The organism is Lysobacter niastensis, assembly GCF_015453285.1.
Taxonomy (GTDB): Bacteria; Pseudomonadota; Gammaproteobacteria; order Xanthomonadales; family Xanthomonadaceae; genus Lysobacter_J; species Lysobacter_J niastensis.
Map to the genome: position 1 here is coordinate 1 of NZ_JADLZT010000001.1, position 21,492 is coordinate 21,492.

Here is a 21,492-nt window from a genome sequence, read left to right on the forward strand (position 1 = left end):
CGACCAGCGCCGCATCCAGCGCCTGCGTCAGCGTGAAGCTGCCCAGTTGCCGCCCCTGATCATCGTGGATCGTCGTCGTGCCGCTGAGAATGTTGGACCGGTCGATCAGCAGGACCAGGACGTAGTCCGTCAGAGTCGCGCATCGACGCGACTATCGCCATGTCGGTTAGGCAGCTCCGGAGACCGGGTTGCAGGCCGTCCTCACGGGTGGGACGGCCTTCTGAGCGGCACCTTAGAGGAGGATCGGCGGTTCGCCGCCGACGATCACGACGTCCGCCGGGCGGCGCGCAAACAGGCCGACGCTGACCACGCCCGGGATCTGGTTGATCGCCTGCTCCATGGCCACCGGGTCGACGATGGCCAGGCCATGGATGTCGAGGATGACGTTTCCATTGTCGGTGACGACGCCCTGGCCATCGGCGTTCTGTCGCCACACGGGCTGCCCACGCGTCAATGCCTGGATCTCGCGGGCGACGAGGCTGCGTGCCATCGGGATGACTTCGACCGGCAACGGGAACTTGCCCAGTACGTCGACGCGCTTGCTCGGGTCGATGATGCAGACGAACTTCTCGCTGGCCTCGGCGATGATCTTCTCTCGCGTCAGCGCCGCGCCGCCGCCCTTGATCAGGCGCTTGTGCGGGTCGCACTCGTCGGCGCCATCGACATACAGCGAAAGCGGGCCGGTGGCGTTGAGGTCCAGCACTTCCATGCCGTGCGAGCGCAGGCGCTGCGTGCTTTGGTCGGAGCTCGACACCACGCCCTTGATGCGGTCCTGGATACGTGCCAGGGCATCGATGAAGAATGCGACGGTGGAACCGGTGCCGACGCCGACGATCATGCCGTCTTCGACGTATTCGATAGCTTTTTCGCCAGCCAGGCGTTTGGCTTCGCTCATAGGGGTGCCCGTGTTATTCGAGGGAGAGCAGGTATTTCCACTGCGCGGCCGACACCGGGAACACCGACAGACGATTGCCGCGCCGGACCAGTGCGAACTCCTCGCCGAGTTCGGTGGCGTGCTGCTTGATTTCGTCCAGCGAGATCGTGCGGCCCAGCTTGCGATCGAACGCGACGTCAACCAGAAACCAGCGCGGTTCTTCGCGCGTGCTCTTGGCGTCGTAGTAGTCCGACTTGGGATCGAACTGCGTGTCGTCCGGATACGCCTTGCTGGCCACGGTCGCGGTGCCGACGATGCCGGGCACGTCGGTGTTGGAGTGGTAGAACAGAATGCCGTCACCGATCTGCATGCCGTCCCGCATGAAGTTGCGCGCCTGGTAGTTGCGAACGCCGTTCCACGGTTCAGTGCCGACGCGCTGCAGGTCGTCGATCGAGAATGCGTCGGGTTCGGACTTCATCAGCCAGTAGCGGCGACGTGCGCTCATGCGGGCTTCATCAGATTGCGGGCGTGCCATTGTAGGTCGCCGAGTCGGTGCAGATCGCATCCAGGGCAACGTCCCAGTCCGCCCGAAGCAGCGAATCGATTCGCTGCACGTCGAATGCGGCGCCGGCCAGCCAGGGCGGTGCGGCGTCGCGCTGACGAAAGGCGAACGTGCGGTCGTACCAGCCGCCACCCATGCCCAGGCGATGGCAGGACCGATCGAACCCGACGAGCGGGACGACCACCAGGCTCATCTGCGAAGCGTCCAGCAGGCTATCGGGAGACAGGTCCGGCTCGGGAATGCCGTGGCGATTGCTTACCAGCGGGTCGCCTGGACGCCAGGGCGCGAAGCGCAGATGGCCGTCCTCGTGCAGAACCGGCAGGCAGTACACGCATTCATCGGGCAGGCGCAGCTGCCACATGTGCAGCGCAATCTCGCCGTCCATGGCCCAGTAGCCGGCGACATAACCCGAAGTGGGAGCAAAGGGGAGCGCCAGCAATCGCTGGGCCAGCCGTTCTGCACCGGCGATGCGTTCGCCCGGCGGCAGGGCGCGGCGGCGGTCGCGGAGTTCGCGGCGCAATGCCGCGCGGTCAGCCGTCATGCGGCGCGGTTCCCTAATGTTCGCCGGCCATCGCCGCTGCGTGGACAAAAAAGAACAGGCGCGAAGCCGCGCCCGATCTGGATTGGGGACCCCATGCAATGAGGTCCCGGAATGAAAAGTCCTCCGCCAATGGCGATGCTTGCGAAACGACCTTGAACCCGGGGTTCAAGTGGGGACGCTTGGATGCCTTCGGGCTTCCCGCTACAAGGCGGACTTGCACTCCGGGCCTCCGCCGCGCCCCCGTGGTCGTCATTAAGGGACAAGGCGAATGTTTGCGCACGCTGTCGCGCACAGCAGAGGACGTGAGCGAAGTATAGCGCGGGAGTCCGGGTGAGCGCGTCCGCTCGTCGGCACGGCCAAGGCGAGGTTCAGCGGTGCGCGCGTCGGGCGCGCAATCAGCGCGCAGTGGCGTCGAACAGATCGTCGAGGCGGCGATGCAACTCGTTGAGCGTGCGCGAGAGCTCACGGTCGCGGCCTTCGCTTTCGCCCTTGATCTGCTGCAGTTCGTGCGCGAGGTTGAGCGCGGCGAGAACGGCGATACGATCGATCGCCGCCATGCGGTTGCTGCCGCGGATGTCGCGCATGCGCTGGTCGAGCAGCTTGGCCGCGGCGAGCAGGCTGTCGCGTTCGTCCGGCTCGCAACCCACCGTGTATTCACGGTCGAGCAGGCGGATGTTGACCGGTTCGCTGGCGGAACTCATGGCGAAGGACTCACGTGTGCTGCTCCAGCGATTTCAGCCTGGCGATCATCGCCTCCACGCGCGTGCGTGCCTGCTCGTTCTTGGCCAGCAATGCCGAACGCTCGCCGATCAGTTGTTCCTGCTGCTGGCGCAAGCTCCGGTTCTCGTCGCCGAGGCGGCGTGCGCGCTCGGCCACCTCTTCGAGGCGGGCGGTCAGCGACTGCAACTCGGCGATCAGTTCGGCGCGATCCATGGCGGCACGATAGCAGGGCCACTGGGCCGGTCAAGGCGCGCCAGAGCGGGGCGTCGTAGACCGGCTCTCAGGGGACCGCGCCCACCGTGCTGAGCGCACTAGGGGTCCAGGTCCGGATGAAGGCGAAGCAGTGCTGGGCTTCCAGCGGGCGCGCCAGCCAGTAGCCCTGGATCTCATCGCAACCGTGCTCACGCAGGAAGCGCATCTGGTCGACGGTCTCCACGCCTTCGGCGACGACGGTCAGGCCAAGCGAGCGCGCCATCGTGATGACGGTGCTGGTGATGGCCTCGTCTTCCGGATCGTGGGTCAGGTCACCGATGAACTCCTTGTCGATCTTGAGCGTGTTGATCGGCAGGCGCTTGAGGTAGGCGAGCGAGGAATAGCCGGTGCCGAAGTCGTCGATCGCCAGGCCGACGCCGATCGAGCGCAGTGCCTGCAACGTCGCCGAGGTCTGCTCGGCGTTCGCCATGATCACGCTTTCAGTCAGTTCGAGCTGCAACTGCTCGGCGGGCACGCCGCTCTCGATGAGCGTGCGGGCAACGGTCCTGGGCAGGCTGCCGCGCAGCAGCTGCAGCGCCGAGACGTTGACCGCCATCGTCAGCTGGTCGAGGCCATTGTGGCGCCAGCGCTTGAGCGTGCTGCAAGCCTCGCGCAGCGCCCATTCGCCGATGTCGAGGATCAGGCCGCTTTCCTCGGCCAGCGGGATGAACTGCGCCGGCGATATCTCGCCGTGCTCCGGACTGTTCCAGCGCAGCAGCGCCTCCACGCCCGTGATCTGCGACGTCGCGAGCGAAAGCTTGGGCTGGAACACCAGGCGCAGCTCGCCGCGGTCGAGCACCTTGCGCAATGCCGCCGAGATCGTGGCGCGGCGCCGGATCTCAACGTCCATGACCTCGTTGTAGCGCATGTAGGTACGCCGGCCGGCTGCCTTGGCCTGGTACATCGCGGTGTCGGCGTGTTTGAGCAGGTCCGTCGGCACCTGCGCATGCTCGGGGTACAGGCTGATGCCGATCGACGGCGATATCGATACGTCCTGGCGCTCGTCGATTTCCAGCGGATCCTCGAACGCCTGCAAGAGGTCGCGTGCGATCCGCTCCGCTTCGTCCGGACTCTTCAGGTTTTCCAGCACGACGGTGAACTCGTCGCCGCCCAGGCGCGCGACGGTGTGTTCGTTGCCGACTGCGTTGAGCAGGCGTGCGGCGGTGGCGCGCAGGATGCGGTCGCCGGCGGCGTGGCCGAGCGAGTCGTTGATGTCCTTGAACCGGTCGAGGTCGAGGAACAGCACCGCGATGTGCGTGCCCTGCCGGCGCGCGCGCACGATCGCGCGCGAGAGGCGCTCGGACAGCAGCGTGCGGTTGGGCAGGCTGGTCAGCGTGTCGTAGTTGGCCAGGTAGCGCAGCTCCTGCTCGGCACGCTTCTGGTCGGTGATGTCCGTCAGCACGGCCACGTAGTGGCTGCGCTGGCCGCTGGCATCCTGCACCGCGCTGCCCTGCAGCCAGCACAGGAACTCGTTGCCGTCCTTGCGCTGCTGCCAGATCTCGCCCGACCAGCGGCCTGTGCGCTCGAGCTCGCTGCGCATGTGCCGGTAGAACTCCGGGTCGTGCTGCATGCTGTCGATCAGGCTGGACGATCTGCCGATGACTTCGGCATCGCTGTAGCCGGTCATGCGCGTGAAGGCGGGATTGACCGAGACGAACATGAAATCGCGGTCGACCACCGCGACCGCCTCGGCCATGCTGCGCAGCACTTCGCTGGAGATGCGACGCTCGCGCTCCGCGCTGCGGCTTGCCGTGACGTCGCGGGCGGTGCCCGCCACGCGCAGCGCCCGGCCGTTGTCGCCGCGGTCGACCACGCGGCCACGCGCACGCACCCAGCTCCAGCTGCCGCTGGCGTTGCGGACGCGATGCTCCGACAGGAACAGGGCGGAGTCGCCACGCAGGTGCTGGCGCAGGAGTTCGCGCACCCGGGGCAGGTCGTCGGGGTGGATCTCGTGCTCTTCCTCGATGTAGGTCTGCACGCCGATGTCCGGAGCGAGACCGCCCTCCTCGTGGACGCGCATCCGGTGCAGTTCGCCACGCGCCAGGTCGTAATCCCAGAATTGCTCGCCGGACGCCCACAGAGCCAGCTTCAGGCGCTCCTCGCGTTCGCGGATCTGATCGAAGTAGCCGCGCTCGCGTTCGCGACGCTGGTGCCAGCGCCAGCTCAGGGTGGCGCCCAGCGCCAGCAGCATCAGTGCGGCGGCGGTGAGTGCCAGCGGATGGCGCCACAGCGGCGGCGCGACGAACACCGGGATCTGCAGTTCCTGCGGATTCCACACGCCATCGCGATTGGTGGCCTGCGCGCGGAACAGGTAGCGACCAGGCGGCAGGCCGGTGTAGGAGATGTCCTGCTGCATGCCGTTATCGACCCAGCCCTGGTCGAAACCGTCCATGCGGTACCGGTAGCGGATGTTGGCCGCTGGCGCGAAGTCGAGTGCACCGATGCGCAGGCGTAGCAGGTCTGCGCCGTCTGGCACGTCGAGGCGCGCCGGATCCCAGAGCACGCCACCGTCGAGCGAGTCGTCCGCACCGACGCGCGCCGACAGCAGCCGCACTGGGGGTGTGTAGCGCGAATCGGCCATGCGGCGCGGATCGAACAGGTTGATGCCGCGCACGCCGCCCAGCAGCACGCGTCCGTCGCTCAGATAGGCGACGGCGCCGCCGTTGAACTCCAGGTCCTGCAGGCCGTCGGCGAGGCCGTAGGCGCGCGCCTGGTCGTTGTCGGTATCGAAGCGCAGGATGCCGGCGTCGGTGCCGAGCCAAAGGCGTCCGCTCGGCGCCTCGGCGATGGAGAACACCACCGGGACCGGACGCCCGCGCAGCGCTTCGCTCAGCGGGTGGGCAAAGTGGATGGGCTCGCCCGGTACCTCGATCACGCGGCTCAGGCCTGCGTGCGTGCCCACCCAGATCGCGCCGTCGCTGGCGATGTGCACGGCCCGCACGCGGTTGCCGGCGAGGCTGTCGGCGGCATCGCTGCGGTGGCGGAAGTGGCGCAGCATGCCGGTGGCCGGGTCGAGCAGGTCGAGGCCGTCGCTCGTGCCCATCCAGATCCGGCCGCGGCGGTCCTGCGCGATCGCATGCACGGTCGGATGGCTGAGTCCGCTGGGCTGCCCCTCGCGGTATGCATAGCGCACGACGCGGCCGCTGCGCGGGTCGTAGCGCAGGGCGCCGAGGTTCGTGGTGCCCAGCCACAGCGAGCCGTCGCGATCCTTGCTAATCGTGCGCAGGCTGGCGTTGCTGTACTCGCCCAGGTCGAGCGGACGGGTATGGCGGGAATGCGTATTCAGGCGCACCAGTCCGCGCGTGGTGGCGACCCACAATTCGCCGTCGCCGGCCGGCACGAATCCGACGGCACGGTGCTGCGGCAGCATCGGCAGCGCCGCGCTGTCGTCATCGAACCGATCCTCGTCGAGCCGGTAGTGCAGCAGGCGGCCGTTGTCCGTGCCCACCCAAAGTGCACCCTCGTCGTCCTGGATGGCGGCGCGGACGCTGTCGTCGGCTGCCGCGTTGCGCGAGCGCCCGCTGTCGAGGTCGAAGACGTAGCGGAAACGGCTGCCGCGCGGGTCGGTGATGGAGACGCCGCGGAAGCCCCCGCCGACCCACAGCATGCCGCCGCGATCGACCAGCAGGCTGCTGACCGACTCGTCTGGCAGGGTGGCGTCGACGCCTGCTTCCTCGCGGACGGCTTCACTCCGTCCGCTCACCGGGTCATAACGCAGCAGGCCTTCGCCCGGAATGCCCAGCCACAGGCGGCCATCGGGCGCTTCGGCAATGGATCGCACGTCATGGATGCCGGCGTCGCGCTCCGTCGGCCAAGTCCGGATCAGGGTGCGGCCATCGCTGTGCAGCCGGTAGAGGCCGTCGTGGCGGCCGATCCACAGTTGGCCGCGATGGTCCTGCCCGAGGCTGCCTGCCGGTTCCGCGGGGCCGACCCGGTCCACCGCACCACTGACCGCGATACGGTACAAGCCGGCGTTGCTGGCGAACCATACCGAGCCGTCACGCGTCGCCAACAGGTTCTGCCAGGGCGCTTCGCGGGTCGTCTGGGAGTTGAGGCGCACCACCAGCGTGCGGCGGCCGCTGGCGGCGTCCAGTCGCTCCAGGCCGGCGACCGTGCCCACCCAAAGCGAGCCGCGCGCCGGCAGCAGGGCCATCACCTGGCGGTTGGCGTGTTCACCGTCGGTGATCTGGTAGCGGCGGATCTTGCCGGTGCCCAGATCCAGCCGAGCCACGTATTCGGAATAGGTGCCGATCCACAGCGCCTCGCGGCCCTCGACGGCGAGCGCCGTCACGAAGCTGTCCGGGAGCGTTCCGGGATCGCGCGGATCATGGCGGAAGGCGACGTAGCGCTTGCCGTCGTAGCGATGCAGGCCGCCCTGAGTGCCGACCCAGACAAAGCCCTGGCGGTCCTGGGCCAAAGCGGTGACCGTGTTCTGGGTGAGCCCGCGATCGCTGCCCAGGCGCGTGAAGTAGAAATCGCGCGTGGCGGCGTGCGCCGGCGGACCGATGCCCGCAGCGATCAGTATCAGGCCGAGCAGGCCGACGGAGAGGGCAGGGACGGAGGGACGCACGGTACTCAGTGTAGGCAGTGGCTTGCATCGGCAACAAGCTGGAACCGCATGCCATTGCTACACTGCCAACTTCCCCACAATCGTCGTTTGCCTCCCGTTCCGTGTCCAAGACCGACCCCAACCCTGCCGAACTGCCCGCGGTCTCCGCGATCGAAGCCGAAAGCCGGCGCCTGGAACTGGCGGCAACGCCCTTCGAGCTTCACGGTTCGCTGTGCGGCTGGCTCGCTGGCGGCGGCGCGTCGGTACGTGAATGGCCGGCCAAGGTGCTGGCCGACGATGCCATCCCGGCGCCGCCCGAGGGCAGTCCGCTGGATGAACTGAGGCTGGCCAGCGCTTCGCAGCTGGACGATCGCAGCTTCGATTTCGACCTGCTGCTGCCGGAAGCCGACGCCTCGCTGGCCGAGCGCAGCGGCGCACTATTCGAGTGGTGCCGCGGTTTCCTGGGCGCATTCGGCCTGGCCGCCGGCGCTAGCCCGCGGTTGTCCGAGGAAGGGCAGGAGGCCCTCGCGGACCTCGCCCGCCTGGCCGGGGCGCAGGCGCAGGAAGATGGCGACGAGGATGACGAAGAGGCGCTGGTGGAGATCGAGGAGTTCGTGCGCGTGGCCGTGCTGTTGCTGCACGGCGACTGCGTGCTCGCCGCGCAGCATCGCCAGCGCCTCAACTGACCGGCATGGCCAAGCCGATCACGACTCCCGCCAAGGCCTACGCCCGCCGGCGCAGGCAGCTCATGCGCATGGCCGGCGACGACGCCATCCTGGTGCTGCCGGCCGCGCCCGAGCGCATCCGCAGCCGCGATACCCACTACCCGTACCGGCAGGACTCCGACTTGCTGTACCTCACCGGGTTTCCCGAGCCTGAGGCGGTCCTCGTGCTGGTGCCGGGGCGCAAGCACGGTGAAGTGATCCTGTTCTGCCGAGAGCGCGACCTCGAACGCGAGGGCTGGGACGGTCCGCGTTACGGTCCGGAAGGTGCGGTCGAGACGTTCGGCCTCGACGATGCGTATCCGATCACCGACCTCGACGACATCCTGCCGGGCCTGCTCGAAGGCCGGTCGCGCGTGTATTACCACTTCGGACGCGACCAGGAGTTCGACCTCAAGCTGATCGGCTGGCTCAACCGCGTGCGCGCGATGGTGCGCCAGGGCGCGCAGCCGCCGCACGAGTTCCTCGAACTCGGCCACCTGCTCGACGAACTGCGTCTGTTCAAGGATCGCGACGAGATCCGGTTGATGCAGCGCGCCGCCGACATCAGCGTGCTCGCTCACCAGGCTGCGATGCGTGCGGTGCGGCCGGGCATGCACGAATACGAGTTGCAGGCGGAGCTGGAACGCGTCTTCCGCCAGCACGATGCCGAGCCGGCCTACAGCAGCATCGTGGGCGCAGGCACCAATGCCTGCGTGCTGCATTACCGCGCCAATCGCGCGCCGGCGATGGACGGCGACCTGGTGCTGGTCGATGCCGGTGCCGAGTATCGCGGCTATGCCGCCGACATCACGCGCACGTTCCCGGTCAACGGCCGCTTCAGCAAGGAGCAGCGTGCACTGCACGATCTGGTCGGCGCGGCGCAGGCGGCTGCGCTCGCGCAGGCGCAAGCCGGAGTCGCCTACGAGGCCGGCCACGTTGCTGCGGTGGAAACGCTGACCGAAGGGCTGCTCAAGCTGGGACTGCTCAAGGGGCGCCTGGAGAAGAACATCGCCGATGGCAGCTACAAGCGCTTCTATCGCCACAAGACCGGCCACTGGCTGGGCCTCGACGTTCACGACGTCGGCGAATACCGCTTCGATGGCGAATCGCGCCTGCTCGAGCCCGGCATGGTGTTCACGATCGAGCCCGGCCTCTATGTATCGGCCGATGACACCAGCGTCGACGCGAAGTGGCGCGGCATCGGCATCCGCACCGAAGACGACGTGCTGGTGACGCGCGACGGCGCCGAAGTGCTGACCGGCAAGCTTGCGCGCAGTGCGGACGAGATCGAGGCCTTCATGGCCGACGTGCGAGTGGCCTGAGACTCGCTGCTGGCTGCAGCGGCGGTGAGCTTCGCATCCGCCGCAGCCGGTGCCGCGCGCCGCACCGATGTGCGGCGCGCATGGTTGATCACCCGACCTCGGCGAAGCCTTCGCGGGTCAGGTTCAGCGGCGCCGCTTCGGTGCACACCACGTCATCCTCGATGCGGATCCCGCCGAACGGCTTGAACGCCTCGACGCGGGCCCAGTCGACGCTGGCGCCGTGGCCGTTCTTCTTAACCTCGTCGAGCAGCATGTCGATGAAGTAGATGCCCGGCTCGATCGTGACCGCCATGCCCGGCTCCAGCATGCGCGTCATGCGCAGGTATGGATGGCCTTCCGGCTTGGCGATCGTGCCGCCTTCGTCCGAAGCGGCGAACCCGGCTACGTCGTGCACCTGCAAGCCGATGCCATGGCCGATGCCGTGCGGGAAGAAGGCGCTGCTGACGCCGGTGGCGAGTGCGGTTTCCGGCGAGACCTTGATCACGCCGAAGTTCCACAGGATGCCGGCCAGCGCCAGGTGCGCGTCGACGTGGATCTGCTTGTAGTCGACGCCCGCGCGGACCTGGTCGCACATGCGCAGCTGGGCGGCGTCGACGGCGTCGATCATGGCCTGGAACTCGTGGCCGGTATCGAGCGCGTAGCTGCGCGTGATGTCGCAGGCGTAGCCGTGGTGACTGGCGCCGGCGTCGATCAGGAAGCTGCGCACCGGCTTCGGCGGAACCAGGTCGCGCTCGGTGTAGTGCAGGACCGCGCCGTGCTCGTTGAGCGCGACGATGTTGTTGTAGGGCAGGTCGCCCGCGTCCTGGCCGGCAGCCTGGCAGTACACCAGGTGGATGCCGAACTCGCTCGCGCCGGCGCGGAACGCGCGCTCGGCGGCCCGATGGGCACGCACGCCGCGACGCGTCGCCTCGCGCATCATCGCGACTTCATAGGGCGTCTTGAAGGCGCGGTGGTACTCGAGGTAGTTGACGACCGCCGCCGGATTGTTCGGCGCGAACGCGCCCAGGGCGCTTTGCGGCTCGCCGAGGATGGCGCAGCGTCCGGCATGCGCCGGCAGGTGCTGCAGCGCCTCTTCGGGGCGACGGATCACGACGATGTCGAAATGCTCGACCCAGTAGCCGCTCGGCGCCGACGGCACCACATGCCAGTAGTCGAATGGCTGCAGGAAGATCAGCTTGGGCCTCTGGCCCGGCGTGGCGACCAGCCAGCTGCCGGGTGCCTTGGTCAGCGGCAGCCAGGCCTTGAACTGCGGGTTCACCGCATAGGGATAGTCGCGGTCGTCGAAGACCTGGTAGTGCAGCGTGCCGCTGGGCACGACCAGGTGGTCGAAGCCGCCACGCTCCAGCGCCACGGCCGTGCGGCGCTGCAGTTCGTCGATGTGGTGGGAGTAGAGCGAGGAAGCGGCGGGGGCTGGGGTCATTGCGTCGGCGGCCTGGCGGAATCAGCCGCATTTTGCCGCAAATCGCCCGGCGCGATTTTGCGCCAGCCAGTCTTGCTTCAGCTATTCGTAGACCGCGCCGGGGGCGTCCAGCCATTGCCGCAGTTGCAGCATCTGGCTTTCCAGCATCGTGATGAACCGGAATCCGGTCCAGGTCTGGCCTGCCGCGCTGGCGCCATCCTGCCAGAGCAGGTGCGCGCCGACTTCGATCGGCAGGGCGCGGTCGGGCGCCTGGTACAGGTTGAAACGGAACTGGTATAGCCCGTCGTCGACCAGGGGCGCGCTCGCGATCAGCAGCATGCCGGTTTCGGAGAGGTTGCCCAGGTGGCCGACCACGTTGTCGGTCATCGTGTCGACGACCGGAATCGTCTCCGGCACCTTGCGACGGCGGACGCGGCGGAACTCATCCATCATGCGGTGGTCTCCTCGACCGGACCCAGGCCGGCAAAACTGCGCAGGGCGTTGAGCGCGGCATGCCAGGCACGGTCGACCAGGCGGCCCTTGTCGGCGGTGACGATGCGGGTCTGGCCGGCGGCCAGCATGCGCGCCAGGCTGTCCAGCGACTGCTCGCCGACGCGCTGGCCGCGCTGGTTGACGAACAGGGCGTTGTCGGTGACCGGGCTGTACCACGACAGGCGACGGCGCACGACATCGCCCTGCTGGTTGGTGACGAACTCGAACCACGTCCCGAACGGCAGCGCGCGCAACTGGTCGTAGCACTGCTGCTCATGCGCGCTGCGCGGCGGCGGCGGCTTGGGCTTGGCGGGACCGCTGTCCTCGCCCAAGCGGCCACGTGCCTTGAGCTTCATCGCCAGTTCGGTGCGCGATGCCGGATCGTCCTCGTCGCCGACCCCGGTGGTCAGGCGGCGTGCGATCGCGTTGGCCTCGTCGGCGTGGTAGCCGACCAGTCCCAATGCATGTTCGACCTTGGCGCCCAGGCCTGCGGGGACTTTGCTACCGCCCCGGCCGAGCGTCGCCAGAACGATCTGGCGCGTCATTTCCTGGTGCTGCTGCCACTCCGACGACTCCTCGCCGTGGCGCAGCAGGATCAGTGTCAGTACATCGGCCCAGGCCTGGCTCAGCAGCGAGCGCACGAAGCGCGGTACCTGCTGGCCCTGGGTCGCCGAATCGATTTCCTCGGCGGCGCGATGCTTGGCGAGCTCGAGCTTCTCCTTGCCGCGTGCCGCCTCGACATGGCGCCGCTCGGTGACTTCGGCCTTGCGCGCCATCGCCCGCAGGTGCTGCTGCAAGCGCTGGTTGGCGGCATCGAAGACGGTCGAATCGCCGTGGTAGTGCTCGACCACATGGTCGACGGCCCGGCGCAGGTGCTCGTCGAGCTGCGGATCGCTCTCGTCCTCGGACATCCAGCTCGCGCCGGATTCGGCCACGGTATTGAGCAACTGGCGGGCCGGGTGACGCTGCTGGACGAAGAAAGTGCGGTCCAGCAATGCGGCGCGCAGCAGCGGCACCTGCAGGCGATTGAGCAGGACCGAAGCCGTGCTGTCCTCGCGCAGCTCGTGCTGGATCGCGTTGTACAGCATTCCCAGCAGCTCGAAGGTGTCGCTGTCCTCGCGCGACAGCGCGGCTTCCTCGCCATGCTTCTTGTGGCTCTGGGTCAGCAGCGCCTGGCGCAGGTCGGAAAGATTGCGTGCCGACGACACGCCGCTGTTGGCGGCATCGCCCTGGAACGTGCCCAGCGTGGCGATGACCTCGGCGGTCGGAATCGCCTTGGGGTTCTCGGCGCGCCGGCCGGAGCGCAGCTTACCCAGCAGGTCCCGGCGCCCCGACAACAACTGTTGCAGCAACGCCACCGCAGCCGCTTCGTCGGACTCGCTGACTCGGTCGCTCTGTCCCTGCCAGGCGGTGTGCGGCCGCGGTCCGATGCGGGCCGGACCGGCCGGGGCGTCTGCAGGGAGCTCGGGGCGCTCTTCGCGGCGATGGCGCGCGGCCTCGAGCTGTGCCTGGGTGGTGGGGCGGGTACGGATCGGAACGAAGGCCAGGCTGGGCAGCACGTTCTCGCGCGCGAGCAGGGCATTCATCGTGTCGACCAGCTGGGCATAGCCGTTCAGGACATGGCGGTCGAAGGTCCGGAACAGCAGCAGTCGCGGTTCCAGCCCGATCTGCAGCGTCTGCCCGGCTTCGCCGAGGATCCGGCACAGCGAATACGGCCCCACCGGCAGGCGATCGGCGTCGAACGCCGGTGCGCCGCCGAGCACGCCGAAGCGCTGGCCGAGCAGGTGCAGGCCGAGGTTGGCGCGGGAGGAGTGGCGCGCGGCGATGCCCCGCAGCACGGCGCCCTCATCCAGCTCCGAATCCTCGACCAGGCGCAGGTCGCGGAACGTGGGCAGCGTGCGCGAGTCGTACTGCTCCGGCATCGACAGCGGCTCGCGGACGCGCGTCAGCGCGGCCTCCAGGCCCATCAGGTAATGCGGCACGAGGTCGGCGCGGTTCAGGCGCACGATCCGCAGCGTCTCGAAGTGCAGCGACTGCTGCGCGGGGTTGCGGGCGTGGTCGGCCTGGCGGAACAACTGCTGCTCGAACTCACCGAGCATGCGCTCGAGCTGGCGCGCCATCTCGTCCGAGACCAGCGCATACAGATGTTCCAGCACGCGCCGGACCCGCCGCGGCATCGCCGCCGTTGCGAGCGTGGGCCGAACGACGGTGGAACCGAGGGGTTCGAACATGTGGACGATGGCCTGCGCGGGACCTTTTGGCGGCGATCTAACCATGCCTGACAGCGGTCTGCCAGACCTGCCGGGGGTGCCGGCCTACCGGTAAGAGCGGAGGAAGGCCCCGGAACCGGCCATATTCAGGTGGCTTCGGGCCTATGAATCAAGGAACAACGCCACGGCGTCGTTGGTGAAACGCCGGCCCAGATCGGTCGGCCGGACGCGACCGGCGGCATCCTCGACCAGCCAGCCGGTGTCGATGGCCTGCCGCAACTGCGGTTCGATCACGCCCCGGTCGAGCCCGGTGCGCGCCTCGAACTCGCCCAGTGTGAAGCCGTCGACCAGCCGCAGGGCGTTGAGCATGTATTCGAACGGGCGCCGCTCCGGCTCGATCCGGTCGTCGCCGCCGATCGCCCCTGCATGGCCGGCCTGGACCAGGTACTGGGTGGGATGCTTGATCTTCCATCGCCGCAGCACGGCCTGCTCGGCACCCAGCGTCAGCTTGCCGTGGGCACCGGCACCTATGCCCAGGTAGTCGCCATAGCGCCAGTAATTGAGGTTGTGTGCGCACTGTCGGCCCGGGCGCGCGTAGGCACTGACTTCGTACTGCGCGTAGCCGGCCTGCGCCAGCAACGCCTGGCAGTGCTCCTGCATGTCCCAGCTGGCGTCGTCGTCAGGAATGCCGGCCGGCGGCTTCGCGGCGAACATCGTGTTCGGCTCCAGCGTGAGCTGGTAATGGCTGATGTGCGCCGGCTGCAGGGCGAAGGCGCGCTCAAGGTCCTGTTCCGCCATGGCCAGCGTCTGCTGCGGAAGGGCGTACATGAGGTCGAGATTGACGTTGTCGAAGCCGGCGTCCTGCGCCATTTTGACCGCGGCCTCCGCCTCGCCGCTGTCGTGGATGCGGCCCAGGCGCTGCAGGCAGCCGTCGTCGAAACTCTGGATGCCGAAGCTCAGCCGGTTCACGCCGGCGCTTCGGTAAAGCTCGAAACGGCCGTGTTCGGCCGTGCCGGGGTTGGTCTCCATCGTGATCTCGCAGCCGGGCGCGAATCGCAGGCGCGCGCTGGCGCCCTGCAGGATGCGGTCGATGAACTCGGGCGGGAACAGGCTGGGCGTGCCGCCGCCGAAGAACACCGAGTGCACGGTGCGGCCCCAGGCCAGCGGCAGGTCGTGGTCGAGATCGGCCAGCAGCGCGTCCACGTAGGTGTCGAACGGCAACGCGCCCTTTCCCTCATGCGAGTTGAAATCGCAGTACGGGCATTTGCGCACGCACCAGGGCAGGTGCACGTAGAGCGACAACGGCGGCGTGGTGAGGGGCACGGTAGATCGTCAGGAGTCGTCGGCGACGGTGAACGTGCCGATGTGGCGTTCCGACAGCGTCAGTTCGTCGCCCAGGGCATCGATTCCCGCGTAGCGCGGGTCGTGGCGTTGCTGGAACGCAGTGTAGTCCTGCTCGCTGCGCCAGCGGTCGATGGTGAGGTAGTGGCCAGGGCGATGGCCACGCATCAATTCGGTGCCGAGGTAGCCGGGCTGCTCGCGGAACAGCGCCACCCAGGCGCCCTGGCTGCCATAGAGCGCCTCGAACGCGGATTCCACGCCCGGTCGCACTTCGTATTCCCAGACGGTCGCGAACATGGCGATCAAGCCGATTCCTGCAACCTGGCGCGCAGCGCCGCCAGCGCGCGGCCGCGATGGCTGATGCGGTTCTTGCGTTCCGCGTCGAGTTCCGCGGCCGAAACGCCCAGCTCCGGGTCGAAGAACACCGGGTCGTAGCCGAAGCCGCCATCACCGCGACGCGCGTGCAGGATGCTGCCGGACCACACGCCTTCGGCGATCAGCGGCTGCGGATCATCGGCATGGCGCAACAGCACGATCACGGCATAGAAATGCGCCGTGCGCTGAGCGTCCGGCACGTCCTTCAGCACATCGAGCAGCTTGTCGATGTTGGCCTGCGCATCGCCATGCACGCCGGAATAGCGCGCCGAATACAGACCCGGCGCGCCGCCGAGAACATCCACGCAGAGCCCCGAGTCGTCACCCAATGCCGGCATGCCGGTTTCGCGCGCTGCCTTGCGCGCCTTGATCAGCGCGTTCTCGACGAAGGTCAGGCCGGTCTCGTCGGCGTCGTCGACGCCGAGTTCGCCCTGCGTCACGAACTCGATGCCGCTGCCGCCGAGCATCTCGCGGAACTCGCCCAGCTTGCCGGCGTTGCTGCTGGCGATCACCCATTTCATTGGCAGGCTCATGCGGCCGGCCCTCGTGCGGCAGGCTCCAGGAGGTCCCAGCGGTTGCCGTACAGGTCCTCGAACACGGCCACGGTGCCGTAAGCCTCATGGCGCGGCGTCTCGAGGAAGTTCACGCCATGCGCCGCCATGCGGGCATGGTCGCGGGCGAAATCGTCGGTATGCAGGAAGAAGCCGACGCGCCCGCCGCACTGGTTGCCGACGCTCGCGCGCTGCTTGTCGCCATCGGCTTGCGCGAGCAGCAGCGCGGTTTCCGCGCCCTGCGGAGCGACGCGCACCCAGCGCTTGCCATCACCGAGGTCGGTGTCTTCCAGCAGCGCGAAACCCAGGGCGCCGGTGTAGAACGCGATCGCCTCGTCGTAGTCGCGCACCACCAGGGTGATGTTGGCGATGGCCTGTCTCATCGTTGCGCCGCTTCAGCCTGCAAGGGCTTCACGCTGCTTTGCGATCAGTTCGGCGATGCCGGCTTCGGCCAGCGACGTCAGTGCCTCCAGTTCGTCGCGCCGGAATGCATGGCCCTCGGCTGTACCCTGCAGTTCGATGAAGCCGCCGCCGTCGTTCATGACGACGTTCATGTCGGTGTCGCAGTCGCTGTCCTCGGCATAGTCGAGGTCCAGCACGGGCACGCCGCGATAGACGCCCACCGACACCGCCGCGACCGCGCCGAAGATCGGGTCGCGCGTGATTTCCCTGCGCGCCTGCAGCCAGCGCACGGCGTCGACCAGGGCGACATAGGCGCCGGTGATGGCCGCGGTGCGCGTGCCGCCGTCGGCCTGCAGGACGTCGCAGTCGAGCGTGATCGTGCGTTCGCCGAGCAGTTTGCGGTCGATGCAGGCGCGCAGCGAGCGGCCGATCAGGCGCTGGATCTCCAGTGTGCGGCCGCCCTGCTTGCCGCGAGCGGCCTCGCGGTCGGAGCGCGAATGCGTGGCGCGGGGCAGCATGCCGTACTCGGCCGTGACCCAGCCTTCGCCCTTGCCGCGCAGGAATGCGGGCACCTTGTTGTCGACGCTGGCGGTGCACAGCACGCGGGTCTCGCCGAAGCTGACCAGCACGGAACCCTCGGCGTGGCGGGTGTAGCCGCGCTCGATGCGGACCTCGCGCATCTGGGCCGGGGCACGGCCGCTCGGCCGGGCAATGGCGCCCGTCGCGGAGCCGGCGGAGGGAGCTGCGGGAGTGCCGGTCATGGCCATGGGTACCGTTCGGAGGGCGCGCGAGTTTACCATTCGCTCCCTGTCGGCTTAGGAATTCCCGATGATCCGCAGCATGACCGCCTTCGCCAATGGCGAGCGAGTTACCCCGTGGGGCACGCTCGGCTGCGAGCTGCGTTCGGTCAACCACCGCTTCCTCGAGGTAGGCGTACGCCTGCCAGAGGAGCTGCGCGTGCTCGAACCGGTGCTGCGTGAGCGCATCGCCGCACGCGTGTCGCGCGGCAAGCTCGACCTGACCTTGCGCCTGCGCGCGCCGGAAGGCGAGGGCGCCCTGCAGCTCAACCCGTCCCGGCTGCGCGAGCTGAGTGAACTGGCGCAGGACCTCGAGGCCCGCTTCCCGCGTCTGCGCACCGACTTCACCGAGCTGCTGCAGTTTCCCGGAGTGCTGCAGGCCCCGTCGGCCGATCCGGCCGAGCTGCAGGCGCAGGCGCTGGCGCTGCTTGATCAGGTGATCGACGAGTTCGTCGTTTCGCGCGAACGCGAAGGCGCGAAGCTCGCCGCCGTGATCAACGAGCGCGTGGACGGCATCGCCGCGATTGCCGCCGAAGTGCGGACGTTCATGCCAGCCATCCGCGCCGGCCAGCGTCTCAAGCTGGAAACGCGACTCGCTGATCTGGCACAGCCGCTGGATCCGGGCCGTCTCGAACAGGAACTCGTGCTGTCGCTGCAGAAGCTCGACGTCGAGGAAGAGCTCGACCGCCTCGACGCGCATGTCGGCGAAGCACGGCGCGTGCTCAAGCTGCGCGAGGCCGTCGGCCGCCGGCTCGACTTCCTGCTGCAGGAGTTCAACCGCGAGGCGAACACCCTGGGTTCCAAGTCGGTCGACGCTCGCAGTTCCGCCGCCGCGGTGGAACTCAAGGTGCTGATCGACCAGGTCCGCGAGCAGATCCAGAACATCGAATAACGACTGGCCGCGCGCGTCCACAGGCGTCGGCGCGGGAACAGACACACGACAGGAAACGTGATGCGCGGAACCCTTTTCATCGTCGCGGCCCCTTCGGGCGCCGGCAAGTCCAGCATCGTCAATGCGGTGCTCGCACGCGATCCGAACATCTGCCTGTCGATCTCGTTCACCTCGCGCCAGCCGCGTCCGGGTGAGCGCCACGCCGAGCACTACCACTTCGTCAGCGCGACGGAGTTCGAGCAGATGGTCGAGGTCGGCGACTTCTTCGAGCATGCGCGCGTGCATGGCGACTGGAAGGGCACGGCTCGGCAGTCGGTCGAGCCGCAACTCGCTTCGGGCAAGGATGTGCTGCTGGAAATCGACTGGCAGGGTGCGCGCCAGGTGCGCAGCAAGGTGCCCGACGCGGTCAGCGTGTTCATCCTGCCGCCATCGCGCGAGGCCCTCGAGCAGCGCATGCGAAGCCGCGGCCAGGACAGCGAGGATGTCATCGCCCAGCGCCTGGATGCCGCACGCGAAGAGATGTCGCACTACGGCGAGTTCGACTACGTCATCGTCAACGAGCACTTTCCGATTGCCGTCGACGAGATGTGCGCGATCTTCACCGCCAGCCGCGTCCGCCGCGACCAGCAGGTCGCCCGCCATTCGCGGCTGATCACCGCGCTGCTGGTCGACGATTGACCTGGGTAGTCGCCCTGTTCAGGTGGCTGGGGTGCCGGGATTTCAAGCTAACTTCCTGATTCGTAAGGCGGGGCTTGCTCCTGTGGATATCTGCCGCTAACATTTCCGGTCCCTCAAGCCTGCATGACGGCCTTCCGGCCGCCAGGAGCCCCATGGCCCGCATCACCGTTGAAGATTGCCTGGAAGTGGTCAACAACCGCTTCGAACTCGTCATGATGGCCGCCAAGCGCGCCCGCCAGCTCGCCAACGGCGTCGAGCCGCAGCTGGACAACAGCGAAGCCAATGACAAGCCGACGGTCCTCGCGCTGCGCGAGATCGCCGCGCGCCAGATCAATCCGGATTACATCGATGCGGTCGAGAAGGCCGAGCGCGAGCGCAAGGAGCGCGAGGCGCTGGAGTGGGCCGCGGCCGAAGTCGTGGCCGACGAAGACATGTCCAAGGGCGACGACTGATACGCCCACGCGGCGGGCCGTTCACGCGGCCTCGCCCCCGGCTCAGCGCCGGCACACGACGGCCCCGCCCCTGCGGGGCCGTTTGCGTTTGGGCGTCCCGCAATGCGCACGCCATCGCAGACGTTAAAAATGTGATTGCTGGCCCCCATGTTCCGCATTGCGCCCCGCGCCGTTGCGCGCGTAGATTCCGGATATGACCCCCGTTGCGTCAGCACTGAGCCTGCCTGCCATTCCCGCCTTCGACGAGGCGGAGCTGCCGGATTACGTGCGCGAGTTCGAGCGCACCGCCGAATACCTGCCCGAGCCGCAGCGCCATTTGCTGCGCCGCGCCTGGGCGATCGGCGCGGCGGCGCACGCCGGCCAGACCCGCAAGTCCGGCGAGCCCTACATTACCCATCCCGTGGCCGTGGCCCGAGTGTTGGCCGAACAAGGCCTGGACGTGGAGACGCTGGTCGCGGCGATCCTGCACGACACGATCGAGGACACGCCGCTGACTCGCGAGGCGCTGGCCGGCGAGTTCGGCGCCACTGTGTCGGAGCTGGTCGACGGCGTTACCAAGCTAGACAAACTGCAGTTCCGCGATCGCCAGGAAGCCACGGCGGAGAGCTTCCGCAAGATGCTGCTGGCGATGTCGCGCGACCTGCGCGTCATCCTGATCAAGCTCGCCGACCGCCTCCACAACATGCGCACGCTCGGCGCGCAGAGCGTGGAAGCGCGCCACCGCATCGCCCGCGAGACGCTGGAGATCTACGCGCCGATCGCCCAGCGCCTCGGCATGAACCTGATCAAGGCCGAGTTGCAGGACCTGGGATTCCGCGCGCTGCATCCGTGGCGCCATGCAGTCATTTCCAAGCGCATCCGCACGCAGCCGGTGGTGCGGCGCGAGTCGCTGGTGCAGATCGAGGCGCACCTCGCGCAGCGGCTGGCCAAGGAAAAGCTGATGCACCGGCTGGTGAGCCGGGTGAAATCGCCCTGGAGCATCTACACCAAGATGCGCGGCGAACATAAGAGCTTCGCCCAGGTGATGGACGTGTTCGGCTTCCGCGTCGTCGTGCGCAGCGTGCCGGACTGCTACCACGCGCTCGGCGTCGTGCATGCGGCCTACAAGCCGCTGGATTCCCGCTTCCGCGACTTCATTGCCATTCCCAAGGCCAACGGCTACCAGTCGCTGCACACGGTGCTGTTCGGGCCTTACGGCTCTCCGGTCGAGGTGCAGATACGCACCGAGGAGATGGACCTGATCGCCGAGCGCGGCATCGCCGCGCACTGGTCGTACAAGCACGGCGGCGATGGCCCCAACAGCGCGCAGAGCCGCGCACACAGCTGGATCGCCGGCCTGGTCGAATCGCAGCGTTCCACGGGCTCGTCGCTGGAGTTCCTCGAGAACGTCAAGGTCGATCTGTTCCCGGACGAGGTTTACCTGTTCACGCCCAAGGGCGACATCATGGCGTTGCCGCGCAACTCGACGGCGCTGGATTTCGCCTATGCGGTGCACACCGACGTCGGCAACCGCGCGGTGGCCGCGCGTGTCGACGGCAAGCTGGTGCCGCTGCGTACCAAGCTGGCCAGCGGCCAGCGCGTGGAGATCATCACCGCCAAGTCGTCGACGCCGAAGCCGCAATGGCTGGAGTTCGTCGTGTCCGGCAAGGCACGCACGTCGATCCGCCAGCAGCTCAAGCAGCTCGAGCACGAGGACGCGGTGCAGCTCGGTCACCGCATGATCGACCGTGCGCTGGAGGCGCTGGGCATTTCGCTGGACCGCATTCCGGCGGTGCGGTTGGAGGCTTATCTCAACGAGTTCCGCTACCCGCGGCTGGAAGCGCTGCTGGCCGACATCGCGCTCGGCAACCGAATGCCGCAGCAGGTGGCGCAGGCGCTGGCGCGGGAAGCGCCGGGCAAGCGCGGCGCACGTCCCGTCGAGCCGGCGCCGATGTCGCAGGACAAGATCCTGATCACCGGTTCCGAGCGCGGCGTGATCAGCTTTGCCAACTGCTGCCTGCCGATCCCGGGCGACGAGATCATGGGCTACCACACGGCCGGCAAGGGCATCGTGGTGCACCGGCTGGATTGCCCGAACGTCGCCGATTACCGCAAGTCGCCGGACCGTTGGGTGCCGATCGGCTGGGACCGCGAGGTCGCAGGCGATTTCGCCGCGGCGCTGCGCATCGAGGTCGACAACCGGCCCGGTTCGCTGGCGCAGGTCGCGGCTGCCATTGCCGAGGCTGAATCCAACATCGACCGCGTCGAATACCTCGACCGCGACGCCAACGTGGCCGTGATGCGCTTCGCCATCGAAGTGAGCGACCGCCGCCATCTGGCAGACGTGATGCGGCGCGTGCGCCGGCTCAACGTCGTGCTCGGCGTGCAGAGGATGTAAGG

At 68.1% G+C, this 21,492-nt stretch carries 20 protein-coding genes, 1 other RNA gene and 1 pseudogene; 6 read left to right on the forward strand and 16 right to left on the reverse strand.

Annotation, left to right across the window (positions count from 1 at the left end; genetic code table 11):
* The 8 genes and pseudogenes from IU514_RS00005 to IU514_RS00040 all read right to left on the reverse strand — a co-directional run.
* A pseudogene (locus IU514_RS00005) lies at window positions 1–127 on the reverse strand (2OG-Fe dioxygenase family protein); the annotation flags it as partial.
* Window positions 128–232: 105 nt separating this feature from the next.
* Complete coding sequence (gene rpiA, locus IU514_RS00010) at window positions 233–895, reverse strand: ribose-5-phosphate isomerase RpiA (RefSeq protein ID WP_194929021.1); 663 nt, start codon at window positions 893–895, stop codon at window positions 233–235.
* Window positions 896–908: 13 nt separating this feature from the next.
* Window positions 909–1,379: an EVE domain-containing protein gene (locus tag IU514_RS00015; RefSeq protein WP_194929022.1), complete on the reverse strand. Its 471-nt coding sequence runs from the start codon at window positions 1,377–1,379 to the stop codon at window positions 909–911.
* Window positions 1,380–1,389: 10 nt separating this feature from the next.
* Window positions 1,390–1,977: a 5-formyltetrahydrofolate cyclo-ligase gene (locus tag IU514_RS00020; RefSeq protein ID WP_194929023.1), complete on the reverse strand. Its 588-nt coding sequence runs from the start codon at window positions 1,975–1,977 to the stop codon at window positions 1,390–1,392.
* Between the two features lie 116 nt (window positions 1,978–2,093).
* A non-coding RNA gene (ssrS, locus tag IU514_RS00025) (6S RNA) lies at window positions 2,094–2,280 on the reverse strand.
* A 92-nt stretch (window positions 2,281–2,372) separates the two neighbouring features.
* Window positions 2,373–2,678 carry a cell division protein ZapA gene (locus IU514_RS00030; protein ID WP_194929024.1) on the reverse strand — a complete coding sequence of 102 codons (306 nt, stop codon included), beginning with the start codon at window positions 2,676–2,678 and terminating at the stop codon, window positions 2,373–2,375.
* Window positions 2,679–2,688: 10 nt separating this feature from the next.
* Window positions 2,689–2,910: a TIGR02449 family protein gene (locus IU514_RS00035; RefSeq protein ID WP_194929025.1), complete on the reverse strand. Its 222-nt coding sequence runs from the start codon at window positions 2,908–2,910 to the stop codon at window positions 2,689–2,691.
* A 67-nt stretch (window positions 2,911–2,977) separates the two neighbouring features.
* Window positions 2,978–7,519: an EAL domain-containing protein gene (locus IU514_RS00040; RefSeq protein WP_194929026.1), complete on the reverse strand. Its 4,542-nt coding sequence runs from the start codon at window positions 7,517–7,519 to the stop codon at window positions 2,978–2,980.
* Between the two features lie 101 nt (window positions 7,520–7,620).
* On the opposite strand from IU514_RS00040, the gene IU514_RS00045 reads away from it, so the two are divergent.
* Both IU514_RS00045 and IU514_RS00050 read left to right on the forward strand, forming a co-directional pair.
* A complete protein-coding gene (locus IU514_RS00045) occupies window positions 7,621–8,184 on the forward strand; it encodes a UPF0149 family protein (RefSeq protein WP_194929027.1) in 564 nt (187 codons plus the stop codon).
* A gap of 5 nt (window positions 8,185–8,189) precedes the next feature.
* Entirely contained in the window at window positions 8,190–9,524 is a 1,335-nt protein-coding gene (locus IU514_RS00050; RefSeq protein WP_194929028.1) for an aminopeptidase P N-terminal domain-containing protein, read from the forward strand.
* Between the two features lie 88 nt (window positions 9,525–9,612).
* On the opposite strand, the gene pepQ is transcribed toward IU514_RS00050, so the two are convergent.
* From pepQ to rph, 8 genes are all read right to left on the reverse strand, one after another.
* Entirely contained in the window at window positions 9,613–10,944 is a 1,332-nt protein-coding gene (gene pepQ / locus IU514_RS00055; protein ID WP_194929029.1) for a Xaa-Pro dipeptidase, read from the reverse strand.
* A gap of 81 nt (window positions 10,945–11,025) precedes the next feature.
* Complete coding sequence (locus IU514_RS00060) at window positions 11,026–11,376, reverse strand: PilZ domain-containing protein (protein WP_194929030.1); 351 nt, start codon at window positions 11,374–11,376, stop codon at window positions 11,026–11,028.
* The gene (locus IU514_RS00065) at window positions 11,373–13,646 is read right to left on the reverse strand and encodes a DUF1631 domain-containing protein (protein ID WP_228760378.1); all 2,274 of its coding nucleotides are present in this window, start codon (window positions 13,644–13,646) and stop codon (window positions 11,373–11,375) included. The genes IU514_RS00060 and IU514_RS00065 overlap by 4 nt, the downstream gene beginning before the upstream one ends.
* Window positions 13,647–13,787: 141 nt before the next feature.
* Entirely contained in the window at window positions 13,788–14,948 is a 1,161-nt protein-coding gene (gene hemW / locus IU514_RS00070; RefSeq protein ID WP_194929032.1) for a radical SAM family heme chaperone HemW, read from the reverse strand.
* 9 nt (window positions 14,949–14,957) lie between these two features.
* Window positions 14,958–15,263, reverse strand: a complete 306-nt coding sequence (locus tag IU514_RS00075) for an antibiotic biosynthesis monooxygenase family protein (protein WP_228760412.1) — start codon at window positions 15,261–15,263, stop codon at window positions 14,958–14,960.
* A 5-nt stretch (window positions 15,264–15,268) separates the two neighbouring features.
* Window positions 15,269–15,862, reverse strand: a complete 594-nt coding sequence (gene rdgB, locus IU514_RS00080; RefSeq protein ID WP_194929508.1) for an RdgB/HAM1 family non-canonical purine NTP pyrophosphatase — start codon at window positions 15,860–15,862, stop codon at window positions 15,269–15,271.
* An 8-nt stretch (window positions 15,863–15,870) separates the two neighbouring features.
* Complete coding sequence (locus IU514_RS00085) at window positions 15,871–16,275, reverse strand: VOC family protein (RefSeq protein ID WP_194929034.1); 405 nt, start codon at window positions 16,273–16,275, stop codon at window positions 15,871–15,873.
* A 12-nt stretch (window positions 16,276–16,287) separates the two neighbouring features.
* Window positions 16,288–17,055 carry a ribonuclease PH gene (gene rph, locus IU514_RS00090; protein WP_194929035.1) on the reverse strand — a complete coding sequence of 256 codons (768 nt, stop codon included), beginning with the start codon at window positions 17,053–17,055 and terminating at the stop codon, window positions 16,288–16,290.
* A 67-nt stretch (window positions 17,056–17,122) separates the two neighbouring features.
* Here rph and IU514_RS00095 point away from each other — a divergent pair, with 67 nt between their 5' ends.
* The 4 genes from IU514_RS00095 to IU514_RS00110 all read left to right on the forward strand — a co-directional run bounded on the left by IU514_RS00095 (window position 17,123) and on the right by IU514_RS00110 (window position 21,490).
* A complete protein-coding gene (locus IU514_RS00095; protein WP_194929036.1) occupies window positions 17,123–17,983 on the forward strand; it encodes a YicC/YloC family endoribonuclease in 861 nt (286 codons plus the stop codon).
* A gap of 60 nt (window positions 17,984–18,043) precedes the next feature.
* Window positions 18,044–18,661, forward strand: a complete 618-nt coding sequence (gene gmk / locus IU514_RS00100) for a guanylate kinase (protein WP_194929037.1) — start codon at window positions 18,044–18,046, stop codon at window positions 18,659–18,661.
* 152 nt (window positions 18,662–18,813) lie between these two features.
* A complete protein-coding gene (gene rpoZ, locus IU514_RS00105; protein ID WP_194929038.1) occupies window positions 18,814–19,113 on the forward strand; it encodes a DNA-directed RNA polymerase subunit omega in 300 nt (99 codons plus the stop codon).
* Window positions 19,114–19,306: 193 nt separating this feature from the next.
* Window positions 19,307–21,490, forward strand: coding sequence for a RelA/SpoT family protein (locus tag IU514_RS00110; protein ID WP_194929039.1), 2,184 nt, complete (start codon window positions 19,307–19,309; stop codon window positions 21,488–21,490).
* Window positions 21,491–21,492: the final 2 nt, after the last annotated feature.